Raw genomic sequence first — 20,935 nt, 5'->3', positions numbered from 1 at the left:
CCCTTTAAATGCTCTTAACATCATCTATCGACGCTTGCTTCAAGATTTGAATCGCATTGGTCTTGACGCAATCATCAGCAAAGCCTTCATCTTTAAACACCACTTGAGTCGTTTCTGGGTCATACTCTTCTTTCAGTTTGGCGATGCCTTCTACCGTGTCAGTGGTAATGTCATCATCTAGGCACACAAATAGTGCACCAGCACCTACAACGAAAACGGTTTTTCCGTTGACTAATTCAGTATCAATAGGGGTGGTCAGGTCATAGCCATATTTTAGGAAGATCTCATATAAGACGTCTTCGCTTGTGCGACCATCTTTAATGGATTTTTCTGCTTGTAGAAGATCAAGCTCTAAACTTTCGAAATCAGCGTCCCAAGGGCGGATATTAGTTGAGTCTAACTTATATAACCTGACCCCAGCTCCATCACCTAATGACGTAATTACTTTTTTCAATCTAGCTAAACTTAATTCGGAAATCGTTTTATAGCCGTGATCATACGCTACTGACTTGATAGCTGTAGGCTCAGGAAGTTGAACAGAAATCACCTTCAACGATATGTCCTTCTCTTTCTGAAAATCCAAAGCTGCATGAGCTGTAGTTGCTGAACCTGCAAAAAAGTCAATTAAAATATCACCATCAGATAGGGTCATAGACATCAGAGACTTAAGTAAAGTTGTAGGTTTCGAATGATCAAATACTTTCGGCCCCAACAGACTAGCAATTTCTTTAGTCCCATCAGAATTATAACCATGACTATCCCACCAACTATCAGCCTTAGTTCTGGTTGATAGGCGTTCATTTAGATATTTTTTCTGAACAGGGGAAGTAGTTCCCGACTTACCGAAAATAATACGGCCATCCGCTATTCTTCTCTTTACTTCCTCTTCGTTAAAGACCCAATATCGTCCTTTAGGGGGTAAAAATGTGTCTCCCGTTTGTTCGTTTACTATCTCAAAATAGGGGCCTTTGTGATTTGCTGATAGATCACTAGTTGTCCAAGGGCCTCTTGGATCGCTATCTGGGTTGGAGTACGTTTTTTCAATAAATTCTTTCGTCAGAGGAAAACCAAGAATCGCAGCCTCTAAATCACTTTTGCCATATGCGACAATGTAGTCATGAACAGGTGGGATGTATCCCATGTTATTGCCATTGGTTTTCTTCTTCCAAAGGATTGAACCTAAAAAGTTATCTTCACCAAAGACTTCATCACATACTCTTCGCAAGTTTGTTATCTCTGATTCATCAATAGAAATATAGATAACACCATTTTCAGCCATTAAGTTTCTTGCCAACTTAAGTCTCGGATAAATCATGTTGAGCCAATCAGAATGGTACCTCCCTGACGTGTCTGAATTTGCACTTAACGTATTACCATCGCTATCAAGCTGACCTGTTAACTCTAGATAGTTTTGAAGGTTGTCATGAAAATTATCTTTATAAACAAAGTCTTTACCTGTGTTGTATGGCGGATCAATGTAGATCATTTTCACTTTTTTATGGTAAGACTTTTGAAGCAACTTCAGCACTTCAAGGTTATCACCCTCAATAAACAAATTTTCCGTGGTATCCCAATTAACACTCTCTTCTTTGCAAGGGCGTAGAGTACCTGTTGATGGTGTCTGCGCTATTTGACGTGCTTTGTTTTTGCCATTCCAAGTGAAGTTGTAGCGCTCGGCGGAATCATCAATTGCTTCGCCTAGCACCGCTTTTAGTGCCTCAAAGTCGATTTTTCCCTCAGAAAATACATCAGGGAAAATCTGTTTTAGCTGTTCGATGTTTTGGTTAGTAATGTCTAGGCTTTTGGCTTCTGGGCTCGTGCCCGTGATTCTTTCTAGCTTTGAGTTCTCTTGTTGGCTCATGCTGTTACCTTGATTAATTTTATGTTCTAGTCGCTGATGTTAAGATTATCAAAAGTAGGATTACGCTATCTGCCGTTTAATCTCTTCAATCGCTAATTTAATTTTTCGTGCTTCTACATTGAGGCGCATTTTTGTATTCATTTGCGTCTCTTTTTTAATCTTATTTCGGATTTGCGTTAGCTGTGTTTCTAATCCATTTAACTCAGCTAATAGAGGCGTCAAGTCCTCTTCGGCTTTGTCGCTGTAAATTCCTGTTGTCTTAGCCGCTTCTAAGAAGTTTAACTTTTGGATGACACTGGTATAAAAGTCATACAGCGACAACACCGAGCAGTGGTCAAATCGTAAATCTGAAAGGAATTCCGAATAAAACGTTTGTTGGTTCTTTTTGTCTAGCCAGCCAGTGTCATACTGGTGCTCAATAGTTAGCTTGGTACTGTCCGCTTGGTTCACTAGCTTATCAGCCAAACTGATGGCAACCTCCTGCTCCCAATCCACAAATAGTAGTGTTGGGTATGGGATCTGCTGATGCAGTAGCTTACACAGTTGCTTAGTTTTACTGTTGCTCTTCACTTTTACATGCAGAACCGCGATCTCTTTGTATTGATGTACACCACCTTCAAAGACTGGAATATTCACCGTCTCAGGCTTCATGGTAAATCGCCACACTAGCGATTTAAGCACATCTTTGATCAGTTGCTTATCATTGCTGGTCAAGGATGTGTTGTCAGTGATGGTTTTCTTCGGCACCTTTACGCCTAACTCTGTACTCGCTGGAAAACCAAAGTTCTGGATCACGGTTTCGGTGAAACTATTCTCAATGTTCACTGTTATTACCCTCTAAACCACGACCAAATAACTAACAACTTCAAAGTCATTAATCTGCTGGCTTGAGTTACCTGTTAAGGTTGTACCGCCAGGGTTGAACAAACTTGCTGCGCCTTTCTCTTCGCTCTTCCCCGCAATGTCTTCAACGGCAATGCGTAACAGATGTACTTGATCATCCATATTGGTGTAACTTCTCGTTTCACGCTCAACAGCTGCATAAGCCGCTGCATCGGGCTCTTTTGAGCCACTTGCTAGCTTCTTAATTAGGTCAAGAATATGTTTCGCTTGGGTAAACGAATACACCACTTCTTCATCCTCTGAAACGTAAACGAGATAGTAAGGTGCAAGCGCATAGCTCTCATCTACCTGCACCGAACCTGTTTTGTCCTTGAGGCAGAAGATAACACCAGGCTCTAGCTCATTCGCAATGGCAACCAACTCAGCATTTGAACTGTCGATTCGCACTGGTGCAAAGAGTCCTGTCGGTGCCGATTCAAGTAACTCTAGATGCTCTTTGAGGTAATCGGACAGATCCATTCGGAAATCATTCAAGGTAAGATCAGTGATTGATACCCCACCCGAAATTTCCTCTAGGTCAACTACTTGGTCTTGCAGTTGCTCTAACTGCTTTCTGCGGTAATCGAGGTCATTCATTTCGGATGAGTTTTGCTCAATAACGTTCTCTTCACCCGTAGCGGATATATCAAGCAATACCATTCGACCGCTGACTCTTGCCTCTAGGTTGATATATTCATCAAGCTCCATGTTCGGCCAGAAATTGACTAGCTGAATTTGAGTATTAATTGAGCCTAATCGGTCAATTCGACCAAAGCGCTGAATAATACGCACGGGATTCCAGTGAATATCATAGTTCACAAGATAGTCACAATCTTGCAGGTTTTGACCTTCTGAAATACAGTCGGTCGCAATCAAGATATCAATCTCTTGCGAAAACTCTGGGAACACTTTTTCACGCTCTTTTGAGGTGGGTGAAAAGTGCGTCAGCATACTGTTCAAATCCGCTTTCACTCGCTTGCCTGCTGGGTCAAGCAAAGTGGTATCTGTTCTCTGACCTGTGATAAGCGCCGTTTTTATTCCAAATTGATTTTGTGCCCAAGAGGCTAAGTCGTTATACAAATATTCAGCGGTATCCGCGAAAGCAGAAAAGATGATGACTTTTTTGTTTGTTCCATTGATCGGGTTTTGCACCTTATTGATAATGGTCTCTTTCAACGCTTGTAGCTTGGCATCCCGAACCGCGGAAACTTGTCTAGCCTCTCTTACAATTTCTCGTAAGAAGGCACAATCTGCATCCAGATCTTGTGCATATCGAATCAAGTCCATGTCTTGCAGACGAACCTTAGTCTTTTTACCCACCATAAAGGGCGCTAGCTCTGGGCTTTCCATTTCAAAATCATGTATTTCTTCGATCGGCGGTGCAACGAACTCATCCGTCAGCCCAGCAGATAAGTTGGGAGCTATATTCTGACTGAAGTGCTCAATTTGTCTTAGAATCATCTCAACTTGCGCGAGTAGTTTCTCTGACGTCAACTTAAACGAGAAGATAGAACTTTCCATGCGTTTCAATAAGTTGATTCGCATTAAGTGAACCAAGCTCGCCTCACGGTCTACTTGCTTGAAAGTAGAGCCGCCTTTGATTTTTTGGTCATAACGTCTTGCGTACTCGGCAATTTTGTTGGGCATTACATATTGCATTGGTGAGTAGCATGCCAGAGTTAGGCGACGAATTGTGTCGTTAACGTCTTTTAATGGTGGAAATTCTTTTTGCAGGTCAATGTCGGACTTAACGTTCTTTGGCAAAAGACGGGTTGGGAACTTACCCACATCTTCAGTGCCGTAATATTTCTCGATATGTTTACGGGAACGGGCAATGGTATAAATATCCAATAACTTGAAATAATCAAAGTTAATAGTGTCCAGTAGCTCTTGTGAGGTTCTCTCGTCCGTTGGGCGTTTAGACCAAGCATTAAAGTGTTGCTGTGCCGTTCTCAAGGTACCTTCAATGCTATTGATGCCATGTTCAGCAAGCGCTGAATCGTTAGCTTCAGTAATGAAGGCCACCTGGTTCTTCATATCGTTAAGACGATTGTTAACGGGGGTTGCCGACAACATTAGTACTTTGGTTTTGACACCCGCTTTAATGATGTCGTCGAGCAGTCTTTGATAGCGGTTCTTGCCATCTTTCTTAGGGTTGTTATTACGGAAGTTGTGGCTTTCATCAATCACAACCAGATCGTAGTTACCCCAGTTTATCGTCTCAAGGTTAATAGCACCTGAATGCCCTTTGAAGCGACTCATGTCGGTATGATTGAGAACATCGTAGTTAAAGCGGTCATCAGCTAGCAGGTTACGTTTATCATTCTGTGTGTACACCAACCAGTTGTCTCTAAGCTTCTTAGGACATAGGACTAGTACTTTGTCATTGCGTAACTCGAAGTATTTAATTACTGCTAGAGCCTCAAAGGTTTTACCCAGACCAACACTATCAGCAATGATACAACCGTTATATTTGCTAAGTTTATCGATCGCGCCGAGCACTCCATCTCGTTGGAATTTATACAGTTTGTTCCAGACGATTGTATCTTTAAAGCCCGTACGAGTATTGATGATGTTCTCTTCTTGAAGCTCACCAATAAAGTCTTTGAACAGGTTGTAGAGAGTGACAAAATAAATGAAGCTAGCTGGCTGATCTTTAGTTAACATATCGAGCTGAGATAGGAGCTCTTTCTTAGCTTCTTTGACCTGCCCTTTTGCATTCCAAACCATGTTGAAATAAGACAATAAATCTTGCGATTGAGGAGCTGGAACTTTGGTTATCATATCGAATGAGGCTGACTCAGAAAGCCCCAGCCCAGCCCCATTAAACTGAGCGCCATCGATTGCAGTCAACTCTTCCCCTTCGGAAGCAATAATATGCCTACCGACAGCACCGACTAGAGAGACAAGTTTCACACTAGTTTTATCTTCCACCCATTGAGCAAATTCTCTGGCTATTGCCTTTTGGTTTAGTTGGTTTCGAAAGCGAGTTTCGTACTCCCCACCTAACAAAGGTCCAAACGGGCTATTTATTTCACTATGGTTTCCAAACCCTTTAAATTGAGAAAAAAGCAGTCGGACAGAATCAAGATTAGACAACTCATCCTGCAATGCGTCAAACGCATATATAGAAAAAAGTCCCGTCATAATCGAAAGCTTATCATCTTTTTCAAAGCTTTCAGCAAGAAGATCAGCCACCTTTGTCGTGGTATTATCTATTAACATATTGCTCTCTATAACTTGGTGAAATCTAACATCAGTAGCCTTCAAAGTATTCAAGCGCCACATAACCTGAACCACTCATGAAGAACCATGATGTCATCATCGAAACTCACCTATACAACTAAACCCATGTTGTCATCTTTTGCAGTTCGCAAAGTAGATATTCTATATTGGTCTTTAATTTTTCTAGGATATTACCATTCATTTCTCTGTGGTACCTGCTAGCTTAACAAATATAAAAAAACCTATTACGTTGCACTTATCATTACGCGCCATAGCTATCTGCCCTGACATTGTTCTGACACAACAAAGTTGAGTGTGCATAAAGTATTCAATACATCATTACTATTTAGTCTATTTTTCGTTATAAGTATGAATTCTAAATTTCTCTACAATAAAGGTTACAAATTACTAAGTGACGCTGTTTCGTCATCTGAAAAATCTGAAGCTGTGAAGTACTTATTCCAATCAAGTACACTGAAGTACCCTGAAGCTATATATGCTTTTGGTCGCCTCCATTTAGATGGTGAACTTGTTAAGTTAGATAGAAAAGTCGGGATACAGTACTTAAAGGACGCTGAATCAAAAAATGTTTTAGCAGCCACATTCGAACTAGCACTTACCTCTTATGAAGCCGCTACAAGTTCTAACTTAGCACTTGAATATTATAGAAAAATAAAGAAATTAGCGGAACTAGGATATGAGCCTGCAATTCTGTGGATCAATGATGACTTAATTTCCCTTTCAAAGTGCTACTTACGAGGGCACAAACTGTTCCCCAGCAAACCAAAAGCAAAAGCGCTTGTAATCCAAGCAGTTAATGAACAGTTAATTACAAACATCGCTGAACTTGAAGAGCACATACTCAACTTTGATGATTTTACACCAAGTTTTTATCAGGCAATTGAGAATTTAAAAATAGAATTAACGCCATATGATGAATTAGTCGATATCGCGGACAAATATTTTAACTCACCATCGTCATATATTAGGGACAAAGCATTCAATATATATAAGCTAGCAGTCGAAAAAAGTGATAGCTTTGGCTTATTAGGTATGGCTCGTTGTTATGAAGAAGGTGTCGGTTGCCAAATCAATGACAACGAGGCTAATCGCCTGTATCAGATTCTTGCAGATAACGACGAAATAGCAGAAGCGGCACTTAAGCTAGCGGTCAGAATTGATGAAGGCATTGGGGTATCCAAAATGTCTGGATCTTCTGCTTTTTATTATTTTTGTAAAGCTGCGTCTCTTGATAACTCCGAAGCAGCATTTCGAGCATTTGAAATGCTAGAGTCTGAAAACCCACCTATCGACGAAGTTATAGACTTATTTTATTATGAGTCATACTACGACGAGTTTGATATTAGTGAATATGAGCGAGTTAAACTTTGTCTTCTATCCTTATCATGCGACGAACAAAATGCTGAAGCTCACTATAGCTTTGCTCAAGCAATAAATGAGTTACTCGAAGATACTAAAATTGCTAACTCTCACTACAAAATAGCAGCCAATCTAGGGCATCCTTCTGCTTCATATGAACATGCACTAAATATCCGAGAACAACACCCTAAAGATGCTCACCACTATCTTCTCAAGGCAGCTAAAGGAGGCATACAAGCAGCTTTCAAACAAATAGCTTGGAACCTGTACAAAGGTGAAGTTTGTATCGAAGATAAAGATCAAGCTGAATTTTGGTTTAAAAAAAGTGCTCTAAGCGGAAATGTACATTCAATGTATGTATTGGGATTTTGTTATCTCTACCATCACAACACCGAAGAGTATGATTCTGCCGCTGTATTGTGGTTAAAGAAAGCTACAGAAAAAGGCTCATCGTCCGCTTGCTATGAATTAGGCCGTTGTTATCAAAATGGTTGGGGCGTAGATTTAAACTATCTTAAAGCTCGCGAGCACTACAAAAAAGCTCAAGACGACAACCCAGAACAAGTTGCCGAAAGATTGAAAGAACTAGAACAGTTAGTCTGGGATTTTTATCAAGAATACTCGACCTAATTATGGTAAATCGAAATCAACATCACTTAATTGTACTAAGTATATTCAACGCTGTCGAAGTCACAGACAAGGTTACACAGAATTTAGAACAGCCTCTCTCATAACTGGCTTTTATTAGCCTCAGTAAAGTATCTTTGAATCGTCTTCTTAGAAACTGACCTTTTCTTTTCGTCATCCGCTAGTTGAGCATTTAATTCATCAGTGATCTTTATTGCTACGCGCTCTGCAATCCAAGAGTCACTTTTAGTTGGATGCGCTTGTTTTAAGTTATCTCGTAGCTCTATAGCCCTTTTCGCTTTCTCTTCATTCGCTTCATGAAATGATAATTTACTTGCGGCTGACATTAATGGCTCATAGTTTGCTGTTGTTAGTTGAGCCCCGCAAAGAAAGCTTTCCATCATCAATTTATAATCATCATCGGATAATGATGAATCAATAAAGTGTTTATAGCAAAAATCAATGTATACGCTTACAGCGTCCCCTATGGTCTTGTATATCGCTAGATTTGTGTCGTAAGCCTCAAGCCTCAATATGTTATCGACACTCACCTCTCCGTTTTCCACTGGATACATATGGTTTAGGGTATTTTCTACTAAAGGAATTCTTACCTGATTCGCAATTGTAACAATTGTTTCTCACACTAAATTATTCGAAGGTTCGAATATCTCTGGCTTGTGGGTTAATAGACTCTGTATTTGATGTAATTTATTTACGCTCTCAGACTGAACTAACTCTAAAAAATCGGGATCTGATAAATCAAACTTAAGGAGTTCTCTTGGATAAATACCTTCTCCACCATTTCTCCGTTTGGATTTCAAATCACTATTTTCCATAGATGCTCCTTTTAGTACAAACATACCGAACTGCTGTTCAAATATCTTTTTACTTCAGAAAGCACTCAGTATGCAAATCTATGAGCATAAATAAGGCTCATCAGGTAGCACCAAACCTCACTCTTACTTGACCACTTACTTGACCACTAAAGTGAAAAACCACCAAAAACGACAAAGGCCTGACAACTTGAAAAGCTGTCAGGCCTTATAGAATATGGCGCGCCCTGTAGGATTCGAACCTACGACCACATCCTTAGAAGGGACGTGCTCTATCCAGCTGAGCTAAGGGCGCGCTACAGGAAAGGATTATACGAGTTGAGCGTGATTGGTCAACGGGTTTATTGAACATTTAGAACTAAGTGCTGAAAAAAAGGGCAGTAACATTAAAAATGCATATAAAGCGGACATAGCAAACGTTTGCTATGTAGCAAAAGTGTTTCTTTTCTGCGACAATGCGCCGAAACATTGAACTGCCTAATATAGGGATCGTCATGACTGCTCAAAATATTGATGGAAAACTGATTTCTCAAACTGTTCGTTCTGAAGTAAAGGCTCGCGTTAAGTCTCGTACCGACGCTGGACTGCGTGCTCCGGGCTTGGCTGTGGTGCTTGTGGGTCAAGATCCTGCATCGCAAGTGTATGTGGGAAGTAAGCGTCGCGCTTGTGAGGAAGTGGGCTTTGTGTCTAAGTCTTTTGATCTTCCTGCTACGGCTACTGAAGAAGAGTTGTTATCGCTGATTGATCAACTGAATGTTGATGACGAAATAGATGGAATTTTGGTTCAATTGCCGCTGCCTGCGGGCATTGATTCTACGCCTGTGCTTGAGCGTATTACTCCAGAAAAAGACGTGGATGGCTTCCATCCTTATAATGTGGGTCGTCTAGCGCAGCGCATGCCTAAGCTTCGCTCTTGCACGCCAAAAGGGATTATCACTCTTTTAGAACGCTATAACCTGCCAACGCACGGTAAGCATGCGGTTGTGGTGGGCGCATCCAATATTGTTGGTCGTCCGATGACGTTGGAGCTATTAATTGCTGGCTGTACCACCACTACCTGTCACCGCTTTACTAAAGATTTAGAAGGTCATGTTCGTCAGGCAGATATTTTGGTAGTTGCAGTGGGCAAACCTAACTTTATTCCGGGTAATTGGATTAAAGAAGGCGCAGTGGTTATCGATGTAGGCATCAACCGTTTAGAAAGCGGTAAATTGATTGGTGATGTGGAATATGACGTTGCGAGTCAGCGCGCTGCCTACATTACTCCTGTCCCTGGTGGTGTTGGCCCTATGACAGTGGCCAGCTTAATTGAGAACACTATGATTGCTTGTGAAAAATCTTGGTAAATCACTCTTAATTTAACGCACACCAATAAAAATGAGCGAGGAATTTTCCTCGCTCATTGCTTTTTAATTTTTCGATTTAAGCTATTTGATCTGATCGGCTAAATGGCTGACTGCTAGTCCAAAATAATACGACCGATTCCACTTCATCAATACCTGATAATTGTTGTACACCAAGTACACGCGCCCAGAAGATGAGTCTGGCGCAATGAGCCATGCCTTAATTGGCGTAGTGAGTTTAGGTAATGCATGCCCTTGCAGGTTACGCACCCCTAACGCTTGCCACTCTTGCAATGTTTTGCCTTGTTGCGACTTTAAGCCAAACAGCGACTTATCTAAAGATGCCGATAAAGTGACTTGTCTGCCCCAAGTGTAGGTATTATCCCAACCAAAGGTGTGTAAATAATTGGCGGCGGATGCAAATACATCTTGTTTGTTGCCCCAGATATTTTTGCTGCCATCACCATTACCATCGGCTGCGTACTTCAAAAATGAACTGGGCATAAACTGAGGTTGTCCCATCGCTCCCGCCCATGAGCCTTTCATATTGGCGGCGCTAATATGCCCTTGATCTAAAATGGTTAACGCAGACATTAATTCATTGCGGAAAAAGGATTCGCGACGCCCTTCATAAGCCATGGTGGATAACGCATCAATCACGTTATATCCGCCAGTGAGTGCACCAAAATTACTTTCTACGCCCCACAGCGCCACAATAAATCGAGGCTGTACACCGTATTGCTCACCAATGCGCTGTAAGTCAGCTTTATACTGACGATACTTTTGATTGGCTTGCTTTACTTTCCATTGTGGCACCGCGCGTGGGAGGTACTCATCAAGTGTGATTTTATTTTCAGGTTGAGAACGGTCAGCAGAAATTGCTCTAGGTTTAAACTGCACATTTTGAAAAGCACTATCGACCGTTTTAGGTGTTATACCCTGCTCTATTGCTGCATGTTTTAAACTTTCGACATAGCTATCAAAACTGATATCACGCCCCGAAACCTGATCATTGGCCGACACCAACAAACTGTTCGCCAATAACATTAAGCCAAGGCTCTTTTTACACTTAAATATCCTTATCATAGTGTTGCCTCTTTTTTAGTTTCTCTATTCAGCGTTGTCACCTTGCTGTTTTTTACGTAGCTTGTAATTTTCCAGTTCGTTTTCTACTGGAGGTGGCAATTGCAAGAAGTAACCATCTTCAATTAGTGACGCTTTAACTTTCGCCACATCTACAGTCGCAAGATCGCGTTTTGCTAAGTTAATCACCATCACCATAGTGGGTTTGCCAAACATTTCCATCAATTGATCTGGGACAGAAGAGAAGTCATCTTTTTTGGTAATGTAAAGATACATACCTTGCTTTTTGGTACTTTTATAAATTGCGCAAATCATACATGGCCTTGATCTATTGGGTTCATATCTAATCTTAAGTCGTTAAAATGGAGTTTTTAAAGACTTAAGTCGATTTTGAGTCTAAAACTAATATTTGACAACAAGTTTACTTGTCGAGTGTCGCTTCGATGGATAACATGACAAGTAATTGTTTGATTATATGCCAAGGCTAGCTTCGATGTCTCAAACTCCAGACTTAAAGGGAACCAGTTTTCCACTTACGGTGCTTCATATGTATGAACACAGCACTGCTTCAGCAATTTGTTACTTGGATGAGAAAGTAGCCAAAGCTCCAGCTTTTTTTAAATCGGCTCCACTAGTCATTAATTTATCGCAAGCCAGTTCTGAGTTAGATCTGGTACAGCTAAAACAAGGTATTATTAATATTGGTATGGTGCCCGTTGGCGTGACTGAATGTTCCGATAAGCATTTAGAAAAATGCGCCAGGGAAGCAGGGCTTGCTGTTATGACAGGTACCAATCGTCCCGATAAAGCACCTGTTGAAATAACACCAAGTAAAGTAGTGCGTAATCCAGTGCGATCTGGGCAACAAATTTACGCAAAAGACAGCGATCTTATTATCCTCAATCACGTCAGTGCTGGCGCAGAGGTTATCGCTGATGGCAACATTCATATTTATGGTACATTGCGCGGACGCGCTCTAGCAGGAGCAAGTGGGCAAGACGCATCAATAATTTGCCATAACATGCAAGCAGAACTAGTTTCTATCGCAGGAAACTATTGGCTTAGCGAGCAAATCGAATCTCACTACTGGGGAGAGCAAGTGATCTTAAGTTTGACGGATCAAACTCTGCACTGTGACTTTCTCAACATTAAATAAAGGATAAAGGATAAAGTATGGCACGTATCATTGTTGTCACTTCAGGAAAAGGCGGCGTAGGGAAAACCACCTCTAGTGCTGCTATTGCATCGGGTCTTGCCTTGCTAGGCAAGAAGACCGCCGTTATTGATTTTGATATAGGCCTGAGAAACTTAGACCTTATTATGGGTTGTGAGCGTCGAGTTGTTTATGATTTCGTTAACGTTATCAATGGAGAAGCAACGCTTAATCAAGCACTGATTAAAGACAAGCGTACAGAAAACCTATTTATTCTTCCTGCGTCGCAAACTCGTGACAAAGATGCCCTTTCAAAAGAAGGCGTGCAACGAGTACTTAACGAGCTAGATGAAATGGAATTTGACTTCGTTATCTGTGATTCGCCAGCAGGCATCGAGCAAGGCGCGCTAATGGCACTTTACTTTGCAGATGAAGCCGTTGTGACCACTAACCCTGAAGTCTCCTCTGTTCGCGATTCAGACCGCATTTTAGGGATTCTTGATTCTAAGTCTCGCCGCGCTGAGCAAGATCTTGAACCTGTAAAAACTCACCTATTGTTGACTCGCTATCACCCTGCTCGCGTAACACAAGGTGAAATGCTAAGTGTTGAAGATGTAGAAGAAATCCTACACATCAACCTACTGGGTGTTATCCCAGAAAGCCAAGCAGTGCTTAACGCCTCTAACAAAGGTATTCCGGTAATATTTGACGATCAATCTGATGCAGGTATGGCTTACCACGACACAGTGCAACGTCTACTTGGTGAAGAAGTTGAGTTTCGATTCCTAACCGAACCGAAGAAAGGTATCTTTAAGCGTCTATTTGGGGGTTAATTGATCTATGTCTCTGTTAGAATTTTTCCGTCCTAAGAAAAAATCGACGGCCAACGTTGCTAAAGAACGTTTACAAATCATCGTTGCTGAGCGCCGCAGTCATGACGACCCGGCGCCCTCTTACTTGCCAGAGCTTAAAGCAGATATTCTGCGGGTGATCAGTAAGTATGTGGAAGTAGAACCGGATATGGTGAACGTCTCTTTTGAACAAAAGGACGACGATATTTCCGTGCTAGAGCTCAACGTTAAACTTCCTGAAGAAGAATAGCGTAGACAAACCACCAGCATAATAAAGAGAAAGGCGATGAATATTCATCGCCTCTTTTTTGTCTTAAATTTTTACTGCTAATTTGGCTTCTTATTTTAGCTTTTCTAGCAATTTGTCGCCCAGTAACGGCTTGCGCCAACCTTGCATTAAATCAGGGGTATATTCCACCGCCTGATCTTTTCGCCACACCCAAGAAATTAACTGATTCACTTGTTTCTTCGAGGCTAAAAACTCCGGAGCAAGATGTGATTGTTTCACCACCTTATTCACTTCATCTTTGAGCACTTTAAATGTTTGCTTATACGTGGGTAAATCCACTAAGCGGTCCACCTTTTGTGGCCATTCTGACTCTGGCGTCGATTGTGCTTTACGCACAATATTGGCTATCACAGCGCTATAACGGCGCACTGAACGTACGTCGCACTGCTCACGCTCCATATCGCGACTAGAGGTTAGATTAAAGCGAGCGACGGTGAGTAAGTCAGCTTCTTTAAACACAAAGTTAAGTGCTAAATCTTTACGCAGTGCCGTTTCATAACGCCAAGTTGCCAATGGCTTAAGTACACTCAGTTGTTTTGGTGACAACTGCCATGCGCCTTTAATATCTAAATATGCTTTTTCTGGCTCATGATGACGAATGCGTTTTGATACCTGCAATTCAGACTCTTGCAGTGCATTGTCCCAATATCCCGACTCTTGCAATGACGCTTGCAGTTTGTCAAATAAAGGTTGCAGATAGAATACATCGGCTGCGGCGTAATCTAATTGCTTTGCGGTCAACGGTCTTGCTAGCCAATCAGTGCGCGCTTCACTCTTATCCAACTCGACGGACAAATACTCATTCACTAGGCTGGCAAAGCCTGTAGAAAGCCCGTGCCCTAAAAACGCAGCCATTACCTGAGTATCAACCATTGGCGTTGGTATGGTGTGGAAGTGATGCTGGAATACTTCAATATCTTCACCACAAGCATGCAGAACTTTGAGTAAGTCTGGGTCTTCAAGTAACTCCACCATTGGCGTGATATCGTCAATAACAGAGGTATCAACTAGGCTAAGAAGTTCGCCATCATACATTTGCACCAAGCCAAGCTGTGGAAAAAAGGTGCGGGTACGAACAAATTCTGTATCCAACATAACGGCTGCTTTCTGTCGTGCTTGGTTGCACGCTTGTGCCAGAGTTTGAGTGTCTGTCACTATTTGATAATTCAAAATGCTCTTATACCCTAATTAAAACGCCCCCACATCGCATGCGCCGACTGCGCTTGCTTAGTGAGGGCTTACGTTCCGTATCGGTTTGCTAAGACTATAACTTTACTCGTTATAACTTTACTGGTTATAACTAAGCGAGTTCAGCTATGCCGATTTTTCTGCCGTTACCTCGGTGCGTAATTCGCGACGCAAGATCTTACCAACGTTTGTTTTCGGTAGATCTTCCATAAAGGTAACAATCTTAGGTATCTTATAACCAGTTAGATGCAAACGGCAATGGCTAATTAGCTCATCTTTGGTTAAAGAAGGGTCGCGTTTCACTACGCAGATCTTAACCACTTCTCCTGACACTTCATGCGCCTCACCAATGGCAGCCACTTCTAACACTTTTCCGTGCAAGGCAACCACATCTTCAATTTCGTTTGGATAGACATTAAACCCTGAAACCAGAATCATATCTTTCTTACGATCGACAATGTGTAAGAAGCCCTCTTCATCAAACTTAACCACGTCGCCTGTCGATAACCAACCATCTTGTGAAATCACTTCGCGAGTGGCTTCTGGGCGCTGCCAGTAACCTTGCATAACTTGAGGACCACGAACTTGCAGCTCACCTACTTCGGTATTCGGCAGTACTTCACCGTCATCATTCACAATACGCACTTCGGTAGAAGGCACAGGCAAACCAATCGAGCCATTGTAATCTGACATGTCGTGTGGACAGCCAGAAACCAATGGTGAACACTCAGTCAAACCGTACCCTTCTAGCAAAAAGACACCAGTGGTCTTTTTCCATTTTTCCGCTACCGCTTTTTGCACGGCCATACCGCCACCCACAGCTAAATGCATATGACTAAAGTCTAGCTCATGGAAATCTTCGTTATTGACCAAAGCATTAAATAAGGTATTTACCCCAGTAATGGCGGTAAACGGGACTTTTTTCAGTTCTTTAACAAAAGTTGGAATATCGCGAGGGTTAGTAATAAGAAGGTTGTTAGCACCCAACTCTAAGAATAGTAAACCGTTCACTGTCAGCGCAAAAATGTGGTAAAGCGGCAATGCGGTAACCACTAATTCTTTACCGACTTCAAGTTTACCTAAGTACGCACCTTTTGCTTGCAGTACATTGGCGACCATATTGCGATGAGTCAGTACCGCGCCTTTTGCTACACCTGTAGTGCCACCGGTGTATTGTAAAAAGGCAATATCTTCACCGCTTAAAAATGGTTTCACATACTGTAGGCGACGACCTTTATATAACGCTTTTCTAAATGACATTGCGCCCGGCAAATCGTACTTAGGCACCATGCCTTTTACGTATTTAACCACAAAGTCGACTACGGTGCCTTTTGCTCTAGGAAGCATTTGTCCTAGGCTAGTCAGAACCACGTTTTTCACCGATGTGTTATCAACAATTTGCTCTAGTGTGTTGGCAAAATTAGACACAATAACAATGGTTTCAACTTGGGCATCATTGAGTTGATGCTCAAGCTCACGCGGGGTGTATAACGGGTTTACGTTTACGGCAATACAGCCTGCGCGCAATACACCAAACAAAGCAATTGGGTATTGCAGCAGGTTTGGCATCATTAAGGCAACTCGGTCACCTTTTTTCAGCTTTAATTCATTTTGTAGGTAAGCTGCAAATGCACGACTTCTTTCTTCGAGCTTACGGTAGGTCATTACCGAACCCATATTGATGAAGGCGGGTTGGTCGGCAAATTTATGCACACTGCTTTCAAACATCTCAATCAAAGAAGAATAAGAATCTGGGTCGATCGTCTCTGGAACGTCAGAAGGATATCGAGAGAGCCAAGGTTTATTCACGTTAATACTCCTGAAAAAAATAGTAGCGCATTATATACGACTATCAGGTTGAATTTATTTGTTTTATTGCGATTCCATTACAAGATAGTAGGAATTTTGATATTCACTCAAACTTGAGTCACAAAAGCTCACTATAACGGCAAAATTAACTCGAAGATTGCGAGAGCGATAGGTTGTGGCGAGGTAAAATGACAATGATGCCCCCCTGCAACCTGTATGATTTTTGTGTTTGATGCGCAATTTACATCCAAATGCTTAAAACCTTTATCTCCTAACACTAGTAAGTTGGAGCTAGGTAAAGCCTCTATCACCTGCTGAGCATGGTTAGGTGACATACGATACAGCGAATTTGCTTTGAGTTTTTTGTCGTGCCGCCATTGCCACCCTTTATCATTACGTTGACTGTCTCGTTCCACCAGCGCTGCTACTTGTGAAACCGTCAAACCGTAGCGCATAGCACGCAATTCTTTCATCTGAGTCTGGCTATTAAAATAGCGCTCAGTTTTTTGCATCACACGCTGACGGCTAAGCACGCCTTTTCTCAGTCGCTGCAATGCATTGGGTTCCGGCTCAGAAATAGGCCCGTAACCTTCTATTTGTACAAGATAATCAATGTGCTCAGGAAATGCCGCGCTATAGCAACTGGCAATCAAAGCGCCAAGGGAATGTCCAACTAATACCACAGGGCATGCGCACTGCTGTTTAAGCTGAATAATGACTTGATTAAGTGTATCGATATAATCATGAAAGGGATAAAAGCCATCTCTAGCATGAGAGCTTAAACCGTGACCGGGAAGATCCAAAGCCACTAGCTTCATAGCAGAGTTTTGCTTTTGCATCTCCTCTATCAGAGGGAGAAAGGACGCGGCATTATCTAACCAACCATGCAAAAATACAATGCATCTTGTGAATTGCTCAGGTTCGAAGCACAATGCAGATAACGCATAATGTCGAACCTGAAAGGTTTGCTCTGTTAGCACTACTCTACGCTCTGAATAACTTGTCCAGTGCTGTGACCATAGCCATAACGAGATTGACGACAGTGCAATGAACGACATGGGAAGCCAGTTAATGGCTGATCATACACAATGACTTTTTCGCGAACTTGCCACAAATGGTAACCGCTGGCACTCAACACCGGAAAACGATAATCAAACTCGCCTACTTTTCCTTGCTCGATGCCATCAGATTGACCTAATACAGTCACCAAGCGCCCTTCGGAAAAGGTGGTAGGGTCGATAAAGCCATCAATGTAAGCCACAAATCGACCTTTTGGCTCTACGTTAATGTCAGGCTTGCCGTTCTTACCTATCGGTAAATTGACCAATTCTAAACGCGTTTTTTGTTCTAAATTAGTCACCTTAGCAATCACACCGCCAAGACGAATCTCAGCAGCATCACCTTGTTCATCATTAAGCCAAGTATCGTAATCGGTAATAACTGCCTTATTTGATGACACTAAAGGTTCTGGTAAAGAACTGCACCCAGCCATCACCGCACTCAAAATCAATATCCCTAAAATCCTAACCATAATACCTCCATGTATTTACCCATTCATTTTTTACTAATTACTCACGACCCGGTAATTTTTTCCAAGCTACCTTGTCACGTAAATACACAGGAGAAGCTTGCTCTGCGCTCATTTGATGACCGGCTTCAAGTTCATGCTGTGCAAGTACGACAATATCTTGTGATTCAGGATAAAGCACGCCTGTTTGGCTACGTTGCAATTTAAGTGCTTTAAATTCATCAGCATACGCATCCCAACCTGTACCAACTTGCGCCCAAATCTGGCTGTTTTCAACTTGGCTATTTTCAAGTTCTTGCTCGGCAAGTTGTTGTGGCGGCACCACACACTCAGCATCTTGAGTTTGCCATTTGCCTGACGCCAAACGACTGTATCGCGCCCAGTACACTTCACTCATACGTGCATCAATTGCCGCAGCAACATGAGTGGCGCCTTGTACACGATACGCGCCTTGCGCCATAGCTTGTAGGGTAGACACACCTAACATAGGTAAGTCTGCGCCAAACGCTAGCCCTTGTGCGATACCAATGCCAATTCTTACCCCAGTAAAGCTGCCCGGACCGCGACCAAATGCTAACGCATCTAAATCCGTCAATTTAACGCCAGCATCCACCAATAATTTATCAACCATAGGTAAGATCTTGGTGGTGTGCTCTCTAGGAGCCACTTCACCGCTAAACAATACTTCGCCGTCAATCATAAGAGCGGCTGAACAAAATTCAGTGGAAGTATCTAGTGCTAGAATTTTTGCTTTCATCTATTTCTCAGTTATTCGTTGTGCTTATTATGAGTCTGAAACGCTTTCATCGTTCCGTGACTGCAAAAAATGTATCGTATTTGACAGACTGCGCGTGCGCGGTATCGGCGGCAAACTGGATAAAAACATTTTGCCGTAATCACGAGTGACTAAACGATTATCACAGATAATCAACGCACCTTTGTCACTTTTATCTCGAATTAGACGCCCCACTCCCTGTTTTAAGGCGATCACCGCATCAGGAAGTTGAACATCAAAAAAGGGTTCACCGCCATTGAGCTTACAATCTTCAATGCGCGCTTTTAATAATGGATCATCTGGAGCGGTAAAGGGTAATTTGTCAATAATAACACAGCTTAACGCATCACCTCTAACATCTATCCCTTCCCAAAATGCGCCCGTTGCCACCAGCAGTGCATCGCCTAATTCAGTAAACTCTTTTAGCAGTGCCTGTTTACTGCTTTCCCCTTGCATCAATACTGGAAACTCTAAGCGCTGACGAAAGCGCTCAGTGAGATCTTTCATCATCGCATGCGAGGTACACAGGCAAAAACAGCGACCTTTGTTTGCCTCAATCACTGGCGTTAACATCGACACCAGTTTCTGCGCCATTTGCGGGCTATTGGGTTCAGGTAAGTATCGTGGCACGCATAATCTGGCTTGAGACTGATAATCAAAAGGGCTATTTAGCGCTAAACTGTGCTCAGTATTTAATCCTAAGCGAGAGGTGAAATAATGAAAATCTCCCGACACCGAAAGAGTTGCTGAGGTAAATATCCAAGTGCCGCCATGATTGTCCACTTGCTCTTGAAATTTGTTCGCCACCGATAACGGAGTGATGTTGAGGGAAAAATGACGAGGGGTACACTCAAACCAATACGAATAACCCATGATTGAGATATCACAGACTCGCGTCAGCCTGTTTTGGATCTGGGTGGTGCGATCAAAAGCAGTGTCGAGCAACTGACTTCGCCCCAAGGCCACTTTCAATACTTCTCGGCATAAGGACAATGCATCTTGCAAACGCTCGATTTCGCGTTGTACTTTAGGATTTTTTAATGCGTCACGCCAATTGCCGCGAAAGCCCGGTTCACCTAATGCTAGGCGCATTTCAGAAGCTGAGCTGATTAATTTATCCGCCACTTTTTGCAATTGACGCATGTCTTTGGCTTCGGTGCGATAGCCAATTTCAATGTCTTTAGCTAAATCGGCAATTTGCTTGGAGCTCATCGACTGCCCAAAGTATTGGCTGGCAATATCTGGAATTTGATGCGCTTCATCGAAAATAAACACTTCTGCCTCTGGCAATAATTCACCAAAACCGGTTTCTTTAACCGCCATATCCGCTAAAAATAGGTGGTGGTTAACCACTACTAAGTCTGCCTCTAAGGCTTTGGCGCGGGCTTTAAACACAAAACATTCGTTAAAACTTGGGCAGTCTTTACCTAAACAGTTTTCATTGGTCGAGGTGATATCTGGGATCACCTTACTGTCTTCGGCCAAGTCTTCACACTCACCCAGATCGCCACTTTGTGTCGAAGACGACCAAGAGCGCACTTTAACTAGCTGACTCAACAGTTGCGGGTCCGAGTCATGGCTATGACTTTCCACCAACTGACGACTTAATCTGTCTAAACACAGGTAATTGGAGCGCCCCTTTAGCAATGCAATGCGGCCCGTAAACCCCAGTGCGTCTTTCATTAGCGGCAGGTCACGGTGATACAACTGTTCTTGCAGGTTTTTTGAACCGGTTGAGACTATGGTTTTTTTACCACTTAATAGCGCAGGCGCTAAGTAAGCAAAGGTTTTACCCGTACCTGTGCCCGCTTCCACCACCAGCTGACTTTGCTCTTTGATGGCTTGCACGACACTTTGCGCCATGCGCGTTTGCTCATCCCTAGGCTGAAAACCAGAGATTGCTTTACCAAGAGCGCCATCGCGAGAAAAAACCGTGCTGATATTCAAAAAAAGCCTTTAGATCCGTTTTGTGCATCAAAAAATAATTATGTCAGCTTTTGGAGGCAGGCGCGATACCCGACAGCATAAGCGGTTCAATTTGCAAGCTAGACGATAATTCGATACTGTCAAGGAAGAGGATGAAAAAATCATCAATCATTATCAACCTG

At 42.4% G+C, this 20,935-nt stretch carries 18 protein-coding genes and 1 tRNA gene; 5 read left to right on the top strand and 14 right to left on the bottom strand.

Features of this window, described 5'->3' with window-relative positions; genetic code table 11:
• Positions 1–4 precede the first annotated feature (4 nt).
• From VHA01S_RS01880 to VHA01S_RS01870, 3 genes are read right to left on the bottom strand one after another with little or no spacing between them, the layout of a single operon-like run.
• On the bottom strand, positions 5–1,861 hold the full coding sequence (locus VHA01S_RS01880) for a site-specific DNA-methyltransferase (RefSeq protein ID WP_023402652.1): 1,857 nt from the start codon (positions 1,859–1,861) through the stop codon (positions 5–7).
• A 60-nt stretch (positions 1,862–1,921) separates the two neighbouring features.
• Positions 1,922–2,686: a DUF4391 domain-containing protein gene (locus VHA01S_RS01875; RefSeq protein WP_023402651.1), complete on the bottom strand. Its 765-nt coding sequence runs from the start codon at positions 2,684–2,686 to the stop codon at positions 1,922–1,924.
• 12 nt (positions 2,687–2,698) lie between these two features.
• Complete coding sequence (locus VHA01S_RS01870; protein ID WP_023402650.1) at positions 2,699–5,968, bottom strand: helicase-related protein; 3,270 nt, start codon at positions 5,966–5,968, stop codon at positions 2,699–2,701.
• Positions 5,969–6,337: 369 nt separating this feature from the next.
• Between VHA01S_RS01870 and VHA01S_RS01865 the strand changes: the two genes are divergently transcribed.
• Complete coding sequence (locus VHA01S_RS01865) at positions 6,338–7,978, top strand: tetratricopeptide repeat protein (RefSeq protein ID WP_023402649.1); 1,641 nt, start codon at positions 6,338–6,340, stop codon at positions 7,976–7,978.
• A 98-nt stretch (positions 7,979–8,076) separates the two neighbouring features.
• On the opposite strand, the gene VHA01S_RS01860 is transcribed toward VHA01S_RS01865, so the two are convergent.
• From VHA01S_RS01860 to VHA01S_RS01850, 3 genes are all read right to left on the bottom strand, one after another.
• Complete coding sequence (locus VHA01S_RS01860; protein WP_156916956.1) at positions 8,077–8,541, bottom strand: hypothetical protein; 465 nt, start codon at positions 8,539–8,541, stop codon at positions 8,077–8,079.
• Positions 8,542–8,613: 72 nt separating this feature from the next.
• A complete protein-coding gene (locus tag VHA01S_RS01855; protein WP_023402647.1) occupies positions 8,614–8,811 on the bottom strand; it encodes a hypothetical protein in 198 nt (65 codons plus the stop codon).
• Positions 8,812–9,026: 215 nt separating this feature from the next.
• Positions 9,027–9,103, bottom strand: a tRNA-Arg gene (locus VHA01S_RS01850).
• Positions 9,104–9,302: 199 nt separating this feature from the next.
• Between VHA01S_RS01850 and folD the strand changes: the two genes are divergently transcribed.
• Complete coding sequence (folD, locus tag VHA01S_RS01845; protein WP_021714998.1) at positions 9,303–10,154, top strand: bifunctional methylenetetrahydrofolate dehydrogenase/methenyltetrahydrofolate cyclohydrolase FolD; 852 nt, start codon at positions 9,303–9,305, stop codon at positions 10,152–10,154.
• A gap of 81 nt (positions 10,155–10,235) precedes the next feature.
• On the opposite strand, the gene VHA01S_RS01840 is transcribed toward folD, so the two are convergent.
• Positions 10,236–11,237 (bottom strand): lytic murein transglycosylase, encoded by a 1,002-nt coding sequence (locus VHA01S_RS01840; protein ID WP_039969970.1) that lies wholly within the window; start codon positions 11,235–11,237, stop codon positions 10,236–10,238.
• 24 nt (positions 11,238–11,261) lie between these two features.
• A complete protein-coding gene (locus VHA01S_RS01835; RefSeq protein ID WP_023402645.1) occupies positions 11,262–11,549 on the bottom strand; it encodes a YcgL domain-containing protein in 288 nt (95 codons plus the stop codon).
• Between the two features lie 178 nt (positions 11,550–11,727).
• On the opposite strand from VHA01S_RS01835, the gene minC reads away from it, so the two are divergent.
• Genes minC through minE form a run of 3 tightly spaced genes read left to right on the top strand, consistent with a single transcriptional unit; the run spans position 11,728 to position 13,488 of the window.
• Positions 11,728–12,390 carry a septum site-determining protein MinC gene (minC, locus tag VHA01S_RS01830; RefSeq protein WP_023402644.1) on the top strand — a complete coding sequence of 221 codons (663 nt, stop codon included), beginning with the start codon at positions 11,728–11,730 and terminating at the stop codon, positions 12,388–12,390.
• Between the two features lie 17 nt (positions 12,391–12,407).
• Complete coding sequence (gene minD / locus VHA01S_RS01825) at positions 12,408–13,220, top strand: septum site-determining protein MinD (protein ID WP_023402643.1); 813 nt, start codon at positions 12,408–12,410, stop codon at positions 13,218–13,220.
• Positions 13,221–13,227: 7 nt separating this feature from the next.
• Positions 13,228–13,488 carry a cell division topological specificity factor MinE gene (minE, locus tag VHA01S_RS01820; RefSeq protein WP_021715003.1) on the top strand — a complete coding sequence of 87 codons (261 nt, stop codon included), beginning with the start codon at positions 13,228–13,230 and terminating at the stop codon, positions 13,486–13,488.
• 90 nt (positions 13,489–13,578) lie between these two features.
• Here the strand turns inward: minE and rnd are convergent, their stop codons facing one another.
• The 6 genes from rnd to yoaA all read right to left on the bottom strand — a co-directional run bounded on the left by rnd (position 13,579) and on the right by yoaA (position 20,774).
• Positions 13,579–14,697 (bottom strand): ribonuclease D, encoded by a 1,119-nt coding sequence (gene rnd, locus VHA01S_RS01815; protein ID WP_039969969.1) that lies wholly within the window; start codon positions 14,695–14,697, stop codon positions 13,579–13,581.
• Positions 14,698–14,841: 144 nt separating this feature from the next.
• Positions 14,842–16,524: a long-chain-fatty-acid--CoA ligase FadD gene (gene fadD, locus VHA01S_RS01810; RefSeq protein ID WP_023402641.1), complete on the bottom strand. Its 1,683-nt coding sequence runs from the start codon at positions 16,522–16,524 to the stop codon at positions 14,842–14,844.
• A 131-nt stretch (positions 16,525–16,655) separates the two neighbouring features.
• The gene (locus VHA01S_RS01805) at positions 16,656–17,582 is read right to left on the bottom strand and encodes an alpha/beta hydrolase (RefSeq protein ID WP_084309025.1); all 927 of its coding nucleotides are present in this window, start codon (positions 17,580–17,582) and stop codon (positions 16,656–16,658) included.
• Positions 17,504–18,055 (bottom strand): Slp family lipoprotein, encoded by a 552-nt coding sequence (locus VHA01S_RS01800; protein ID WP_023402639.1) that lies wholly within the window; start codon positions 18,053–18,055, stop codon positions 17,504–17,506. Before VHA01S_RS01800 ends, VHA01S_RS01805 begins: the two co-directional genes overlap by 79 nt.
• 37 nt (positions 18,056–18,092) lie before the next feature.
• On the bottom strand, positions 18,093–18,809 hold the full coding sequence (gene tsaB / locus VHA01S_RS01795; RefSeq protein ID WP_023402638.1) for a tRNA (adenosine(37)-N6)-threonylcarbamoyltransferase complex dimerization subunit type 1 TsaB: 717 nt from the start codon (positions 18,807–18,809) through the stop codon (positions 18,093–18,095).
• A 27-nt stretch (positions 18,810–18,836) separates the two neighbouring features.
• Positions 18,837–20,774 carry a DNA repair helicase YoaA gene (yoaA, locus tag VHA01S_RS01790; protein ID WP_023402637.1) on the bottom strand — a complete coding sequence of 646 codons (1,938 nt, stop codon included), beginning with the start codon at positions 20,772–20,774 and terminating at the stop codon, positions 18,837–18,839.
• Between the last annotated feature and the right edge of the window lie 161 nt (positions 20,775–20,935).

The sequence above is a fragment of the Vibrio halioticoli NBRC 102217 genome (genome assembly GCF_000496695.1).
GTDB lineage: Bacteria > Pseudomonadota > Gammaproteobacteria > Enterobacterales > Vibrionaceae > Vibrio > Vibrio halioticoli.
This window is presented reverse-complemented; position numbering and strand designations above follow the sequence as displayed.

Coding starts and splice junctions, on each gene's coding strand:
- VHA01S_RS01835 (WP_023402645.1), bottom strand. CDS start 11,549: ATGATTTGCGCAATTTATAAAAGTACCAAAAAGCAAGGTATGTATCTT.
- minE (WP_021715003.1), top strand. CDS start 13,228: ATGTCTCTGTTAGAATTTTTCCGTCCTAAGAAAAAATCGACGGCCAAC.
- VHA01S_RS01805 (WP_084309025.1), bottom strand. CDS start 17,582: ATGTCGTTCATTGCACTGTCGTCAATCTCGTTATGGCTATGGTCACAG.
- VHA01S_RS01870 (WP_023402650.1), bottom strand. CDS start 5,968: ATGTTAATAGATAATACCACGACAAAGGTGGCTGATCTTCTTGCTGAA.
- minD (WP_023402643.1), top strand. CDS start 12,408: ATGGCACGTATCATTGTTGTCACTTCAGGAAAAGGCGGCGTAGGGAAA.
- VHA01S_RS01840 (WP_039969970.1), bottom strand. CDS start 11,237: ATGATAAGGATATTTAAGTGTAAAAAGAGCCTTGGCTTAATGTTATTG.
- tsaB (WP_023402638.1), bottom strand. CDS start 18,809: ATGAAAGCAAAAATTCTAGCACTAGATACTTCCACTGAATTTTGTTCA.
- minC (WP_023402644.1), top strand. CDS start 11,728: ATGTCTCAAACTCCAGACTTAAAGGGAACCAGTTTTCCACTTACGGTG.
- VHA01S_RS01880 (WP_023402652.1), bottom strand. CDS start 1,861: ATGAGCCAACAAGAGAACTCAAAGCTAGAAAGAATCACGGGCACGAGC.
- VHA01S_RS01800 (WP_023402639.1), bottom strand. CDS start 18,055: ATGGTTAGGATTTTAGGGATATTGATTTTGAGTGCGGTGATGGCTGGG.
- VHA01S_RS01865 (WP_023402649.1), top strand. CDS start 6,338: ATGAATTCTAAATTTCTCTACAATAAAGGTTACAAATTACTAAGTGAC.
- folD (WP_021714998.1), top strand. CDS start 9,303: ATGACTGCTCAAAATATTGATGGAAAACTGATTTCTCAAACTGTTCGT.
- VHA01S_RS01855 (WP_023402647.1), bottom strand. CDS start 8,811: ATGGAAAATAGTGATTTGAAATCCAAACGGAGAAATGGTGGAGAAGGT.